This window comes from Parasedimentitalea psychrophila, assembly GCF_030285785.1.
Taxonomy (GTDB): Bacteria; Pseudomonadota; Alphaproteobacteria; order Rhodobacterales; family Rhodobacteraceae; genus Parasedimentitalea; species Parasedimentitalea psychrophila.
On record NZ_CP127247.1, the window covers coordinates 4,071,379 to 4,084,127 of the forward strand.

Sequence of the window (12,749 nt, forward strand, 5' to 3'; positions counted from 1 at the left end):
ATGAAACACGCAATTCTTGCTTTTGCCCTGCTCACCGCCCCGGCCTTTGCCAGCGAAGACATCGCCGATCAATATCCCGGTTCTGTGCTCTATTCCAAACCATATGAAGTGATCCCGGGTGTGTTTTCGGCAATTGGCGCCACCGCACCGCCGACCTATGAAAACGCCGGTCACAACAATAACCTGAGCTTCATTATAACCGGCGACGGCGTTGTGGTGATCAATGGCGGTGCCTCATACCAGCTGGCCAAAGCGCTGCACCTTGAAATCAAGGCGATTACCGATCAGCCGGTGAAACTGGTGTTCAACGAAAACGGTCAGGGCCATGCCATGCTTGGCAACTCCTACTGGGCGGATCAAGGTGTTGAAATCCTGGCCCATGTGGACGCTGCTGCTGATTTCGAAGCCCACGGCGGCCAATCCTTGCGGGCGGCTCAGGCACGGGCCAAGGAACAGGCAGATGATACCCGGGTGGTTTTACCCACTCAGACATTCGAGGACGCTTATGTGGTCGAAATGGGCGACATGCGGATCGAAGCCCGCTACCTAGGCCCATCCCACAGCCCCGGAGATATCGTCATTTGGCTGCCTGAAAAAGGCCTGGTTCTCGCGGGGGACATGGCCTTTCACGAGCGCATGCTGCCGATTTTTGAGCATACAATGACCGCCGATTGGGTCGAAACATGGGATGCCGCGTTTGAGCCGCTAAACGCCACCTATGTCATTCCCGGACATGGTCATCCCACCAATATGGATCAAGTGCGGCGCTATACCCGTGACTATCTGGTCTATCTGCGGGCAAAAATCGGCGCCCATCTGGAGAATGACGGCGATCTGGCCAGCGCCTATTATGTTGATCAGTCGCCCTACGCCAATCTTGACACTTTCGAAGAGCTTGCAACCAAGAACGCAGGCCGGGTCTATGAGCAGATGGAATTCGAATAGTCCGGACAAAAAAATGGCCATTCAGATCCCGTTCTGATTGGCCATTTCCCACTTTAGACAGCGGATATTGGGTCGATATTTAACCAGCCATCACTCCGCCAAAGCCTCAATCACGATCTCTTCCAACAGGGACTGAACCTCCTGCATCGGGCCTTTTGGGTAATTGCGATAGCCCACCATGACCTCGCCCGCACGCTCCGCGACAAAAATTCCGTAGGGACAATGGGCGATGTTCATCGGGTCGGCTTCCATCATTTTGCGCGACAAAACGGCCGAACAGAAAATGTAGATCTCGGCATTATCAAACAGGGTGATGTCGCTACCCACGTCCTGCCCTGTGCGGTTCAGCATCTCACCGACATGACTGGTGTAGTCGATATTCAGCCCTTTATCGATAATCGCACTTTCGACGCTGAATGCCGCGTCATCAAAGCTGCCATCGTATTTGTAAACCGTCGAGGCACCGTCCGCGATCGCAGGCCCCGCAGCGCTAACCGTTGCCATAACAGCCAACATGCCGCCAATTAAAAATGATCTCATGATTTCACTCCCCGATTGTCAGCACCCTTGCTGCGATTTTACGGCCAAAAAAAGACCCTTGCGGCAAAAGCAGCAAGGGTCTGGAAAACTCACCTATAGAGCCCCGGCTTCACTCATCAAACAACCTGAGGTATTCGATAATTGCAAGCTGATCGGCCGGCTTTTTAATGCCGGAAAAGGACATTTTTGTGCCCTTAAGATAGGCCCTCGGCTTGGCCAGAAATTCTGCAAGCTCTGCTTCCGTCCAAACCAATCCACCCTCAGCGGCTGCCTTCAGTGGTTTTGAGTACCGAAAGCCGTCAACCGCGCCAGCGGCGCCACCCACAATGCCTGTCAGGATCGGCCCAGTGCGGTTTTTTGCCCCCTCGCCGATCTGATGGCAGGATTTGCATTTCTTGAAAACCTTGGCCCCAGCCGCAGCCAGCTCAGCGTCAATCGCATTGGCGGCCACATCTTCAACCTTGGCCTCGGTGATCTCTGTGACCTCCTCCTCAGCGGGTTCGACCTGATCCGGTGTCACGTCCAGAACCAAGGCCCGCATGGTCACAACAACATCATCCTTGCAGTTCGCCATGCAGGGCTCGCCTGTCCACAGCGCATATTCCGTCTCGGCGCGGTCATCGATGATGAAACCACCGGCGTTTGGCATCTCAACGTCAAAGAACGTCTCGTTCGACAGGACAAAATCATCTTCGATCAGGTCGTTGGAATAGAGGATATAGGCGACGATGGCATAGACCTCATCATCCGACAGGCTCCCCGCGTTGCCGTAAGGCATGGAGCGTTTGATGTAGTCAAAGGCGGTTGTCAGATGCGGCCAATAAGACCCGACAGTCTTGAGCGGGTCGTCATGGTTCAGCGTATCCGCCCCACCTGCCAGCTTTGGCCAGTTGCCGATGCCTTCGGCAAAATCACCGTGGCAGGCGGCGCATTTGTCGGCGAATATCTCTTCACCAATCAGGGCATCCCCCGAGCCAACCGGCAACCCGGTGCCATCAGGGCTGATATCGCCGTCCCAGGCAGCGATTTCTGCCGGCAGAGCCGCGCGACCCAGACCAATTTTGCCCGCAAACGCCGGTGCCGCGATCAGGGTGATCGCAACAGCCACAGCTGCTGAATTAAGAAACTTCGACATTTTCTGCCTCACCGTTAGACCGCACCAGCCAGGTTTGGATACAGTTGTTATGATAGATCGAGTTCAACCCACGCACCTCGCGCAACTGCGTCTTGGTGGGTTGCACATAGCCGGTGTCATCCATGGCGCGCGATTGCAGCATCATTTCGGAGCCGTCCCAGTTGGTGTCGAGATAGAAACGCGTCAGCGCCATCTTCTCACCAGGCTTGGCAAGACGGGCTGTCTCCCAGCTCTTGCCGCCGTCCTTGGAGACATCCACCCGGTTGATCGCGCCGCGCCCGGACCATGCCAGGCCGGTGATGACCAGTGGCCCGGTGCCATGTTTGATCGGCGCCTGCGGGCTGGGGCTTGTCACAACCGACTTTGCATCCATCGCCCAGGTCCACTTGCGGCTGGTGCCATCGTCCAGAGTATCAGTGTATTTGCTGGTCTCTTCGCGGCTTTCAACCGGGCCGTCCGTCACCTCTATCCGACGGATCCATTTGACCCACAGGTTGCCCTCCCAACCGGGAACGACCAGACGTACAGGGTAGCCATGCTCTTTGCGCAGTGCTTCGCCATTGGCCTTAAAGGCGACCAACACGTCATCAAGCGCCTTTTCCATCGGGATTGAGCGCCCATTTGACGAGGCGTCAGCGCCTTCGACATAAACCCATTTGCCCGTAAGATCGCCCGCAGTATCAAAGCCCGCTTCCTCTAGCAGGGTGCGCAGCGGCACGCCGGTGTATTCCATGTTGTGGATCATACCGTGGGTGAACTGCGCGCCATTCAGCTGCGCGCCTGCCCATTCCATGCCGGTGTTGGCGGCACATTCGCAGAAATACACGTGGTTTTCGCGCGGGAACCGTTCCAGATCGGCGTAGCTAAACACCAGCGGCGTATCGACTAGACCGTGGATCATCAGGCGGTAATCGTCTTTTTTCAGATCAATTGCACCCGAGTGATGGCGCTCAAACGCGCAGCCCTGAGGTGTGATGGTGCCATCCAGCGCATGGATCGGCGTGAAGTTGATAGAGCTGACGGTATCGGCAGTCAGCCATTCCACATTGCGACGAATGACGTCGCCCTCATGTTCACTGGGCAGGCCATAACGCGCCGCATCGACACCGTCACCGAATTCCTGTGCCCATGGCTGGATCTCGGTGATCAAGGGGTCCGCGGTTTGGGCGGCGGCCACACTGGTTGTCAGAGCCCCTGCCCCAGCCGCCACCGCCCCACTTAGGAACGCGCGCCGAGAGCCAACTGTATCGTTTTCATTATCTGACATATCAGATGCCTTTTTGTTGTGGAGTGCGGAGCCTAGGCTCCAACCACTTTCACACTGTTGTTTGGATCAAGCGAGATCGTGCCTTGTTTGGCGATATGCGCCTCGACCACGTCCCAGATTTTTGGACCTTCGGTGTCTTCATTGACCGACGCCCAGCCCGCAACCTGATAGGTCTTGGTGGGATCAATGAGTTCGCCGGTCTTGAGCAGCGTCATTTCGGTGATGCGGCTGCCTTGCGGTTTGGTGACGTCAATCCGGTATCCAAGGCCACCGACCCGCACCATATCGCCGCCCTGCTGATAGTAGGGATCGGGATTGAACAGGTTGTCGGCGACATCCTCCAGCACCACATGCAGGAATTCACCGGTCATCTCGGTCCTGTAGGCCTCGCCATAGGTCATCGAGGTGACGTTCCAGATATCTTCGCGGGTGATGTCTTGCCCCGGCAGAATGGAGGGCCCCCAGCGCACGCCAGGCGACAAAGCAATATCGGCCTCGCGTTCGGAAATCAGCGCGTCACAGATCAGGTCGTCCCAGGTGCCGTTAAAGTTGCCTCGGCGGTACAGGGTCTGATCATCGCCGGTGCGGCCAATGACCTCGCCCAGCTTATCCGCATAGGGTGCCCGTTGCGCGTCGATCAACTGTGCCACCTCGGCATCGGGGGTGATTACGTCGGAAAAGATCGGGATCAGTTTGTGGCGAAAGCCCATCATCCGGCCGTTGCGGACATCCAGATCCACCCGGCTGACAAACTTGCCGTTTGAGCCGGATGCGACAATAATGGTGTCGCCCACCAAAACAGGTTCCGGCAGCGCGTCATGGGTGTGGCCCGACAGGATCACGTCAATGCCGGTCACTTTGCCTGCCATCTGCTTATCAACGTCGAAGCCGTTATGGCTCAGGCAGACCACCAGTTCGGCGCCTTTGGCGCGCACCTCATCGACCATTTCCTGCATCCGCTCGTCGCGAATGCCAAACGAATATTCGGGGAACATCCAGCCGGGGTTTGCGATTGGCATATAGGGAAAGGTCTGGCCGATCACAGCCACCTTGACGCCACCACTCTCAAAGAACTTATACGGCGGAAACAGCTCTGTTGGTTCGTTCCACTCGGCGTCAAAAATGTTCTGACCCAAGGCCGCAAATGGCAGGTTTTCGACTATCTCGTTCACCCGCTCTGAGCCCAGCGTGAATTCCCAATGAAAGGTCATCGCATCCGGCTTTAGCGCATTCATCACGTTGACCATGTCCTGACCGGCGGTCTGATAGCAGGTATAGCTGCCATGCCAGGTATCGCCACCATCCAGCAACAGGGCGTCGGGGCGCGCGGCACGGATCGATTTGATGACGGTGGCAACCCGGTCGATGCCGCCAACCCGGCCATAGGCCTGTGCCAGTGATGAGAAATCACTGTGGCTCAGCGCATAGGCAGAGGCGCTGCCGTCATCAATGCCGTAAAGCTTGCGGAACTCAGCACCCGTCACATGCGGAACCGCCCCCTTGTTTCCCCCAACCCCGATATTGACCGAAGGTTCGCGGAAATAGATCGGCTTTAGCTGCGCGTGAATGTCGGTGATATGGATCAGCGAGACATTGCCGTAGGTGTCAAACTCTAACAGCTTGTCCTGCGTCAGCGATTGCTGCGCCGCCACCCGCGCCCAGTTTCCAAACCCGGAGGCCCCATAAAGCGCAGCTGCTGCCATGCTGGTTTGCATAAAATCGCGGCGAGATATCATAGTGGGTCCTAGCTATTACAACATATACGCATATATGAATTCGTTAGAGGTGGAAAAGCCCCAACACCATCCGGCATTGGGGCTTTGATTGTTTTTTAGTTCCGAACTGAAGGCGTTTCAACAGAAAGCCCCTGGCCGCGCGATGCGATATACAATTCAAGCGATTTGAATTCATCGCCGCCAACCTTGTATGGTTGCGCCCGAATATTCTTCATACAGCCCTTAAAGCGTGCGTGAGTAGAATTCAGCTTGGCATTCTTCAGACGATAAGTCGGAAAGCCGTTGGTCTGGCCCTGACTCAGGTGATCGGCGCGGATCATCGTGTCATAATTGTCTTCATGACAATTGGAACAGGACATATCCAGTTGGCCAACACGGGTATAGTATAGCTCTTTACCCTTTTCCCAGAACGCCGCAGCCTCGCCGTCAATGGCCACGTTCATCGGCATGCCACGCGATTGCAGGCCTATCAAAGCGGTCATTCCAGTCATCTGACCACCAGAATATTTCCAAGGCTCTGCGCCCATCTGCTCGGTCCGGCACTCGTTCACCAGATCTTCCATGGTGACCAATTCGCCGTCCTCAGCCCGCGGCAACGTGGTGCGCAGACCTGCAAAGTCTTCGACATTCTCGTGACACGAAGCACAGGATTTGTCTTCGCTGCCGTCCACTTCGTTCCACAGATCGATTGCCTTATCGACAAAGACAAAACCCGGATTGTCAAAATCATCGAGCTGCAGGGCCCGGGTTTCCTTTGTACGATAGATCCAGCCTGACGTCACTTCATCAAGGTTCTCTGCATGTGAAGGGGCTGACGCCTGAATGGTAAACGCCTGCCCTTCGATAGATAGTGTTGCAGCTTCATCCGCATGGGTACTGACTGCCATCCCCATAAAACATGCCGTACTTACCAGTAGTTTAAATGCTTTCATTCGGTCGTCCTCCCTAAACTGTCCGACCTCAGCCGATCGCGATTTTTTTCGCTGTTTCGTAGACTGACCCGTCATCATCGTACCAAGTGAACTTGAACTCGCCCGCTTCGGGAACCAGCGCTTCAAATTGGAAGTACGGGTTTGTCGAAACAGCCGGCTCAACCGTCACGTCGATTACATTCTGCCCATTAAAATCCGCAGTGAAACGGTTGATAATTGAGCGTGGAATAAGAGCGCCATCGTCGCCTTTGCGCTGACCGGATTCCATCTTGTGGCTGATCAGAGTTTTGATGGTAACAACGTCACCGGCCGAAGCCTTCTTTGGGACTTTGACACGAGGTTTTACACCAGAAGCCATAGTTTTTCTCCTCGTTTGAGTTTAGCCGCCGCAGCCGCCGATAGTTACTTTTACAGTCGCGCTTGCTTTGCGGAACGAACCGTCTTCCATTTTAGCAATTGCCACGACGTCTTGTGTCTTTGCCAAACGGATACGTGTCGATCCCGAACGCGAGCCTGCCAGAGGTCCGAACTTAAAGGTCGCGACAGCCGGTGTTGGATTGCCTGCGGCAAACAGAGCAATTTCAACCGCTCCGGGGGCCGAAACCTCAACAGGAACAGTATTGCCGTTTTCCGCGATTTCCGGTGCGATCAGGTCGATGCCACCCTCAGTAACTTCGGCGCCACCCGTCAGGGCGGTGATCGCCTCATCGGTCAATGATGCAAATGCCGGAAGGCCAGATAGCGATGCAATGGCAAGTGTAGCAGAGCCAAGCGCAAGCGCTTTTCGACGTGTTAGGTCCATTTCATTTCCTCCCATGGAGTCTGGGTCAGTGATTATTCTTTTAGGGTTTGCAGATAGGCGATGACATCTTCGACCTGTTGTGCGGTCAAGATGCTTTTGCCTTCAAAACCTTTGAGCGGGCGTTCATAACCCGTATCTTGATAAAACGCAGGCATGATGGTGCCGTCAAAAACCATTTTGGAATTGGCCACAATGGCACGAAGCTCCTGCTGCTCCCAACGATCCGCAACACCGGTCAATTCAGGACCGACCTCGCCGTGAAACGATTCCTCAGGCATCTCAGCGTTGACGTGACAGGCCAGACAATTGCCCAGCTTTCTGTTCTTGAAAACGTCACGGCCGTTTACCGGGTCTCCGGCAACGCCTGTCAAAGAAGCCAAAACCACGCCGTCCTCATAGTTGACGTCGTTTGGAGCCACGGGCTCAGCGGCCAATGGATTGGCCAGCAAACCCGCCACTGCGATTGATATACCGATGATCCTCATGCATCCTCCCAAACACTTCAATTCGGGATACCGTAGCGCACGACCCCGTGATGACGCAACAACAAATTCACTTACATGAATTATTGTATTTGTTGGATTAAGCTGAGACCTTCAAGATATCAGAGCCCTGGTTGGCTGCATGGGGATCCTTCCAGCAGGCGTGGATCGCGGCACCAGGCAAGCTCGACAGGCAGAGGCGCAGCTGATCTGCATCAATACAGGTCAGGGAATCAATCACTACACATAGCAATATGTGAATTATTTGGAGCATGGCATGGACCTGATCACCCTGATTGAGAGGATTGGCGAGGCCCCCACTGCCGCCCTGTTTGGCATGGTCACCGGCGTGGTGTTTGGTGCCTCCGCCCAACGCTCCCGGTTCTGCCTGCGCGCCGCCACGGTAGAATTCGCCCGCGGCAAAATGCAAGGCAGCGTCGCCGTTTGGCTGCTGACCTTTTCCACCGCGCTGGTCTGGGTGCAGGGCGCACAGATGCTGGGGCTGATGGACGCCTCCAGCGCCCGGATGATGGCGGTGCCCGGAAGTTGGTCAGGGGCGGTGATTGGCGGGCTGATTTTTGGCGTCGGCATGGTGCTGGCCCGCGGCTGCTCAGGACGGCTATTGGTCCTCGCCGCCACCGGAAATCTGCGCTCACTGGTGTCTGGATTGATCTTTGCCGTGGTGGCGCAGATGAGCCTGACCGGTATCTTGTCATCGCTGCGCAACCAACTGGCGTCTCTCTGGGTCACCAGTGGAGGCCGCAATATGGATCTACTGGCAACAACCGGTCTGCCAGCCTATTCTGGCTTTCTCATCGGTGTTGGTATCGCGGCGCTGGCCCTGGTCCTTGCTCGTCGCAACTGTATCGGAACGTCGCGCCTGGTGTTTGCCTCAGGCGTTGGCTTTGCGGTGGCGCTGGGATGGGTGCTGACCTATTCGTTGAGCTTGGTAGCCTTTGACCCGGTGCAAGTTGAAAGCGCCACCTTCACCGGCCCCTCGGCCAATACGCTGATGTTCTTTCTCGATCGCGACTCGGTGCTGGAATTCGACGTTGGCCTGGTGCCCGGCGTATTCATCGGTGCCTTTGTTGCCGCAGCGCTGGGAGGAGAGCTGAAATTTCAGGCATTTGACGATGCCCCCACCATGCGCAAGGCGATGGCAGGTGCGGCGCTGATGGGCTTTGGCGGCATGCTGGCCGGTGGCTGCGCCATTGGCGCGGGCGTCACCGGCGGCTCCATCTTTGTCGGCACCGCCTGGCTGGCGCTGTTCTGTATGTGGATTGGCGCCATGGCAACGGATTGGCTGGTCGATCAGCGGCGCGCCACCCAAATAGCCTGAGTGCAGGGCCAGCCGCACAGTAGGCCCCACAGCAAACCAAACAGGCAAAGCTGCAGATGTCGCGTTATGAGTATTTAGAGCAACGAGAATAACGGCGCGCCGACTTAAAGGGCTTCTTTTTGCCTAAAATACTCAAAAAACACCGGCTGCCATTTGCAGACCCACATCTCCGCAGTCAGCGCTTGCCGTGTTTAATTGGATTGCTCTGACAGCCTACGGGCATGATACTTCTGGAAACCTTCGTCTCCATCATATCCCTTTTCGACAATCCAGTTGAGCATATTGAAGGTGGTATGGCGGCCAAAGGCCCCAGGCATGGTTGCCACTGCTGCCGTCGCCGCACTGGCATCAGCCGCTACGTCCTCCGGGAAAAACAGGATCATCGGCGTGAACAGCGCGCCCCATTTATTGACAATCTGCTTTTCCGGCATGGTCACCCCATCAAAGTCGGTAACGTCGACGTCGCCAAACATATTGATCTGCACCACAAAGAAATTTTCTTCAATATAGGTGGCGATTTCCTCCACCGGGAACACCTCTTCGTGCATTTTCTTACAGTAAATACAGCCACGCTGTTCGATGATCACCATCAAGCGTTTGCCTGTGGCGTTCGCTTCGCCCAGATCCTCGCGTAGGTCCTTGAAGGTGTCCCGCATCCATGGCGCCTTATGCAGTCCGTCGTCGCCCACTTCGGCTGCAAAGGCGCCAAGCGTCATCGCAAATAACAGCGCGCATCCCGATAGAAAATATCTCATATTGTCCGCTCCATGTTAACGCAGAACACCAATATCCGGCGCGATTGCCAGCATCCATTGCGCAATGTAGTTCATTGAATTTGTGGCGATCAGCAGCCCGAATACAATCAGCATGGCCCCCATGATCTTTTCGATCCGCCCCAGATGTCTGCGAAATTTTGACATCCACCGCATAAAGGGACCGATAAAGAAAGCCGCCAGCACAAACGGCGCAGTCATCCCTAATCCGTAAACAAACAACAGCCCTGCCCCGGCCGAGGCCGTTTCCGCGCCCGCTGCGGTGAATAGAATTGCCGCCAGGACCGGTCCGACACAGGGGGTCCAGCCGAATGCAAACGCTAAACCAATAATATAGGCCCCCAGCAGGCTAACTTTTGAGGTGTTGCCCGCGTCGGACCGCAATTGCCGATAAAGAATGCTGATCCGAATAACCCCGAGAAAATGCAGCCCCATTGCAATAATGATTGCCGCCGCAAACCATCGCAGAATATCGAAATAGTCGCGGACAATCTGGCCAAACACCGTTGCCGCAGCCCCGAGCCCCATGAAGATTGTAATCACCCCCGCCGCAAAGAGGCAGGCCGCAAGCACCGCGCGCATCCGCGTTTTGCCATCAATCTCGGCCTCCGCAGAGATCTGGTTCATGCCCACCCCCGCAAGGTAACTCAGATAGAACGGCACGATCGGCAGGATACAGGGTGACAAAAAAGACAGAATGCCCGCAAAAGCAGCACCTGCAAGGGTAATTTCCATCATATTCAGGCACCTACTCTTGTATAATTCAAATATTCATATTATGTTGTTTGTTAAGCAAAGGTCAATTTCTCATGTCACTACGTTTCATTATTTTCAGCATGGCGCTGAGCCTGTCATCGGCGTTTTCCGCTGCGGCTGACACCGTTTTGGTGATGGTGGAGGAAAAGGGATGTGTCTGGTGCGCCCGCTGGAACGAGGAGATCGCGCAGATCTATCCAAAAACGACTGAGGGCAAAGCTGCGCCTCTGCGGCGTATTGATATGCAGGCAGCACGGCCCGATGATTTGACCTTTAGCCGTTCACTCAACTTCACGCCTACGTTTGTCTTGATGGTTGACGGAATAGAAGTATCCCGGATCGAAGGATATCCTGGAGAGGACTTTTTCTGGGGACAGTTAGGGCAAATGTTGTCGGACGCCAGCATTGATGTATCTGGATGAGCTTTGTATATTAAGGCAAGCACTGCGACTTTAATGGCCGATACCAATCTAAAGAAAGAGAACCAGATGGGCCTGCCAGTATTTGACGGCAATATGTGTGCCGAAGACATGGACAAGATGGCAGACAATGCCATGAAAGCTTCCTATTTCCTCAAGGCAATTAGCCACGAGGGGCGCCTGATGATTCTATGTCATCTAGCCTCGGGTGAAAAATCAGTTACCGAACTTGAAAACCTGCTGTCATCGCGGCAGGCTGCTGTATCGCAACAATTGTCTCGGCTACGGCTGGAGGGGTTGGTGACGCCTCGGCGCGACGGCAAGGTGATCTACTACAGCTTGACGGATGATCGTCCGAAGAAAATCATGGAAGTTGTCTACGATCTGTTCTGCCGCGGCGACTGACCCTCAATCCCGGTGCTATTGCAAAGGACGTAATGGAACGCGGCGATGCTTGATCTGATCCCTGAACCCATACTTGTTGCCCTTGTCGGCCTTGCGGGCGGCGTGTTGCTTGGCCTGGCTGCGCGCATCGGCCGGTTCTGCACTTTGGGCGCCATAGAAGACCTTTTTTACGGAGAGAACACGCTGCGCCTGCGGATGTGGGGGATGGCGATTGGGCTATCGGTAATCGGCACCTTCAGCCTGTCTGCGGCGGGTCTGCTTGATCTCAGCCAAACGCTCTATCTGTCACGGCACTGGAACCCGCTGGAGAGCATATTCGGCGGGCTGCTTTTCGGCTATGGCATGGCTCTTGCTGGCAATTGCGGTTACGGCGCTTTGGCGCGGGTCGGCGGCGGTGACTTGCGAGCGCTGCTGATTGTTCTGGTGATGGGAATCTCCGCCTATATGACATTGGGTGGCCCGCTGTCTTCTCTGCGCATCTGGCTGTTTGGAGCCTCTGAACAAGCGGTCAACGTCCCCACATTTGCCCATCTGGCCGCACCGCTGATGGGCGCGTCAATGGAGGTGACCGGAATAGCGATCGGAGTGGTTATTCTGGCGCTGACACTGGCGAGCAAGGCGTTGCGGCGCTCTGCCAGTCATGTATTTTGGGGGGCGGTTGCCGGTCTGGCGATCGTTTCAGGCTGGGCCGGAACATATTGGGTCGCCAGCAACGGGTTTGACGCGACACCCGTTGTCAGCCACACATTTTCAGCCCCCATTGGCGAGACGCTGCTGTACCTGATGACCTCATCCGGCAATTCAATCAGCTTTGGGACAGGGTCTGTTGCTGGTGTGTTGATCGGCGCCTTGATTGGCAGTCTGTACAAAGGCCATTTCAGATGGGAATCCTGCGATGACCCCCGCGAACTGCGCCGGCAATTGCTCGGAGCCGCCCTGATGGGGATGGGGGCCGTTGTTGCGGTTGGCTGCAGTGTTGGTCAAGGGTTGGCAGCCTTTTCGGTCCTGTCTTACAGCGCCCCGCTGACGCTGCTATCCATCATGATCGGTGCCGCATTGGGCCTGCGACAATTGATCCTAGGGTTTGCGCCGTCAGTCTGACTGTATTTTGACCTTCATGCGATGCCTGCGAGCATCTAAATGGCAGCGCAAGACAAATTCACCCACTCAAAAATCGTTCAGTCTGAACCCAGCGAATGGCTGAGCGACTGCGACAGA

Annotated in this window: 15 protein-coding genes; 5 read left to right on the forward strand and 10 right to left on the reverse strand. The window is 55.6% G+C overall.

All coding sequences use genetic code 11. The annotated features are described in order from the left end of the window. Window positions 1–945 carry an MBL fold metallo-hydrolase gene (locus tag QPJ95_RS19715; RefSeq protein ID WP_270920314.1) on the forward strand — a complete coding sequence of 315 codons (945 nt, stop codon included), beginning with the start codon at window positions 1–3 and terminating at the stop codon, window positions 943–945. Window positions 946–1,035: 90 nt separating this feature from the next. Here the strand turns inward: QPJ95_RS19715 and QPJ95_RS19720 are convergent, their stop codons facing one another. From QPJ95_RS19720 to soxX, 8 genes are all read right to left on the reverse strand, one after another. Then, the gene (locus QPJ95_RS19720) at window positions 1,036–1,485 is read right to left on the reverse strand and encodes a DUF302 domain-containing protein (protein ID WP_270920315.1); all 450 of its coding nucleotides are present in this window, start codon (window positions 1,483–1,485) and stop codon (window positions 1,036–1,038) included. A 109-nt stretch (window positions 1,486–1,594) separates the two neighbouring features. Then, window positions 1,595–2,620 carry a c-type cytochrome gene (locus QPJ95_RS19725; protein ID WP_270920316.1) on the reverse strand — a complete coding sequence of 342 codons (1,026 nt, stop codon included), beginning with the start codon at window positions 2,618–2,620 and terminating at the stop codon, window positions 1,595–1,597. After that, complete coding sequence (soxC, locus tag QPJ95_RS19730; protein ID WP_270920317.1) at window positions 2,604–3,887, reverse strand: sulfite dehydrogenase; 1,284 nt, start codon at window positions 3,885–3,887, stop codon at window positions 2,604–2,606. Before soxC ends, QPJ95_RS19725 begins: the two co-directional genes overlap by 17 nt. A 32-nt stretch (window positions 3,888–3,919) precedes the next feature. Then, window positions 3,920–5,623 (reverse strand): thiosulfohydrolase SoxB, encoded by a 1,704-nt coding sequence (gene soxB, locus QPJ95_RS19735; RefSeq protein WP_270920318.1) that lies wholly within the window; start codon window positions 5,621–5,623, stop codon window positions 3,920–3,922. Window positions 5,624–5,718: 95 nt separating this feature from the next. Beyond that, on the reverse strand, window positions 5,719–6,555 hold the full coding sequence (gene soxA, locus QPJ95_RS19740; RefSeq protein ID WP_270920319.1) for a sulfur oxidation c-type cytochrome SoxA: 837 nt from the start codon (window positions 6,553–6,555) through the stop codon (window positions 5,719–5,721). 28 nt (window positions 6,556–6,583) lie between these two features. Next, window positions 6,584–6,913 carry a thiosulfate oxidation carrier complex protein SoxZ gene (soxZ, locus tag QPJ95_RS19745; protein ID WP_270920320.1) on the reverse strand — a complete coding sequence of 110 codons (330 nt, stop codon included), beginning with the start codon at window positions 6,911–6,913 and terminating at the stop codon, window positions 6,584–6,586. A gap of 21 nt (window positions 6,914–6,934) precedes the next feature. Further along, a complete protein-coding gene (gene soxY, locus QPJ95_RS19750; RefSeq protein WP_270920337.1) occupies window positions 6,935–7,357 on the reverse strand; it encodes a thiosulfate oxidation carrier protein SoxY in 423 nt (140 codons plus the stop codon). A gap of 32 nt (window positions 7,358–7,389) precedes the next feature. Beyond that, a complete protein-coding gene (gene soxX, locus QPJ95_RS19755) occupies window positions 7,390–7,842 on the reverse strand; it encodes a sulfur oxidation c-type cytochrome SoxX (RefSeq protein WP_270920321.1) in 453 nt (150 codons plus the stop codon). A 274-nt stretch (window positions 7,843–8,116) separates the two neighbouring features. Between soxX and QPJ95_RS19760 the strand changes: the two genes are divergently transcribed. Beyond that, window positions 8,117–9,178 carry a YeeE/YedE family protein gene (locus QPJ95_RS19760; protein WP_270920322.1) on the forward strand — a complete coding sequence of 354 codons (1,062 nt, stop codon included), beginning with the start codon at window positions 8,117–8,119 and terminating at the stop codon, window positions 9,176–9,178. Window positions 9,179–9,369: 191 nt separating this feature from the next. On the opposite strand, the gene QPJ95_RS19765 is transcribed toward QPJ95_RS19760, so the two are convergent. After that, window positions 9,370–9,933, reverse strand: a complete 564-nt coding sequence (locus QPJ95_RS19765) for a thioredoxin family protein (RefSeq protein ID WP_270920323.1) — start codon at window positions 9,931–9,933, stop codon at window positions 9,370–9,372. 15 nt (window positions 9,934–9,948) lie between these two features. Then, window positions 9,949–10,689: a cytochrome c biogenesis CcdA family protein gene (locus tag QPJ95_RS19770; RefSeq protein ID WP_270920324.1), complete on the reverse strand. Its 741-nt coding sequence runs from the start codon at window positions 10,687–10,689 to the stop codon at window positions 9,949–9,951. Window positions 10,690–10,760: 71 nt separating this feature from the next. On the opposite strand from QPJ95_RS19770, the gene QPJ95_RS19775 reads away from it, so the two are divergent. The 3 genes from QPJ95_RS19775 (at window position 10,761) to QPJ95_RS19785 (ending at window position 12,632) form a co-directional block, all read left to right on the forward strand. Continuing rightward, window positions 10,761–11,129 carry a hypothetical protein gene (locus QPJ95_RS19775; protein ID WP_270920325.1) on the forward strand — a complete coding sequence of 123 codons (369 nt, stop codon included), beginning with the start codon at window positions 10,761–10,763 and terminating at the stop codon, window positions 11,127–11,129. A 66-nt stretch (window positions 11,130–11,195) separates the two neighbouring features. Next, on the forward strand, window positions 11,196–11,531 hold the full coding sequence (locus QPJ95_RS19780) for an ArsR/SmtB family transcription factor (RefSeq protein ID WP_270920338.1): 336 nt from the start codon (window positions 11,196–11,198) through the stop codon (window positions 11,529–11,531). A gap of 45 nt (window positions 11,532–11,576) precedes the next feature. Then, the gene (locus QPJ95_RS19785) at window positions 11,577–12,632 is read left to right on the forward strand and encodes a YeeE/YedE family protein (protein ID WP_270920326.1); all 1,056 of its coding nucleotides are present in this window, start codon (window positions 11,577–11,579) and stop codon (window positions 12,630–12,632) included. Window positions 12,633–12,749 lie beyond the last annotated feature (117 nt).

Excerpts from the sequence above, each read along its gene's own strand:
- soxC (WP_270920317.1), bottom strand. The coding sequence starts at position 3,887 with ATGTCAGATAATGAAAACGATACAGTTGGCTCTCGGCGCGCGTTCCTA.
- soxB (WP_270920318.1), bottom strand. The coding sequence starts at position 5,623 with ATGATATCTCGCCGCGATTTTATGCAAACCAGCATGGCAGCAGCTGCG.
- QPJ95_RS19765 (WP_270920323.1), bottom strand. The coding sequence starts at position 9,933 with ATGAGATATTTTCTATCGGGATGCGCGCTGTTATTTGCGATGACGCTT.
- soxX (WP_270920321.1), bottom strand. The coding sequence starts at position 7,842 with ATGAGGATCATCGGTATATCAATCGCAGTGGCGGGTTTGCTGGCCAAT.
- soxY (WP_270920337.1), bottom strand. The coding sequence starts at position 7,357 with ATGGACCTAACACGTCGAAAAGCGCTTGCGCTTGGCTCTGCTACACTT.
- QPJ95_RS19725 (WP_270920316.1), bottom strand. The coding sequence starts at position 2,620 with ATGTCGAAGTTTCTTAATTCAGCAGCTGTGGCTGTTGCGATCACCCTG.
- QPJ95_RS19775 (WP_270920325.1), top strand. The coding sequence starts at position 10,761 with ATGTCACTACGTTTCATTATTTTCAGCATGGCGCTGAGCCTGTCATCG.
- soxA (WP_270920319.1), bottom strand. The coding sequence starts at position 6,555 with ATGAAAGCATTTAAACTACTGGTAAGTACGGCATGTTTTATGGGGATG.
- soxZ (WP_270920320.1), bottom strand. The coding sequence starts at position 6,913 with ATGGCTTCTGGTGTAAAACCTCGTGTCAAAGTCCCAAAGAAGGCTTCG.
- QPJ95_RS19715 (WP_270920314.1), top strand. The coding sequence starts at position 1 with ATGAAACACGCAATTCTTGCTTTTGCCCTGCTCACCGCCCCGGCCTTT.
- QPJ95_RS19785 (WP_270920326.1), top strand. The coding sequence starts at position 11,577 with ATGCTTGATCTGATCCCTGAACCCATACTTGTTGCCCTTGTCGGCCTT.
- QPJ95_RS19770 (WP_270920324.1), bottom strand. The coding sequence starts at position 10,689 with ATGATGGAAATTACCCTTGCAGGTGCTGCTTTTGCGGGCATTCTGTCT.
- QPJ95_RS19780 (WP_270920338.1), top strand. The coding sequence starts at position 11,196 with ATGGGCCTGCCAGTATTTGACGGCAATATGTGTGCCGAAGACATGGAC.
- QPJ95_RS19760 (WP_270920322.1), top strand. The coding sequence starts at position 8,117 with ATGGACCTGATCACCCTGATTGAGAGGATTGGCGAGGCCCCCACTGCC.
- QPJ95_RS19720 (WP_270920315.1), bottom strand. The coding sequence starts at position 1,485 with ATGAGATCATTTTTAATTGGCGGCATGTTGGCTGTTATGGCAACGGTT.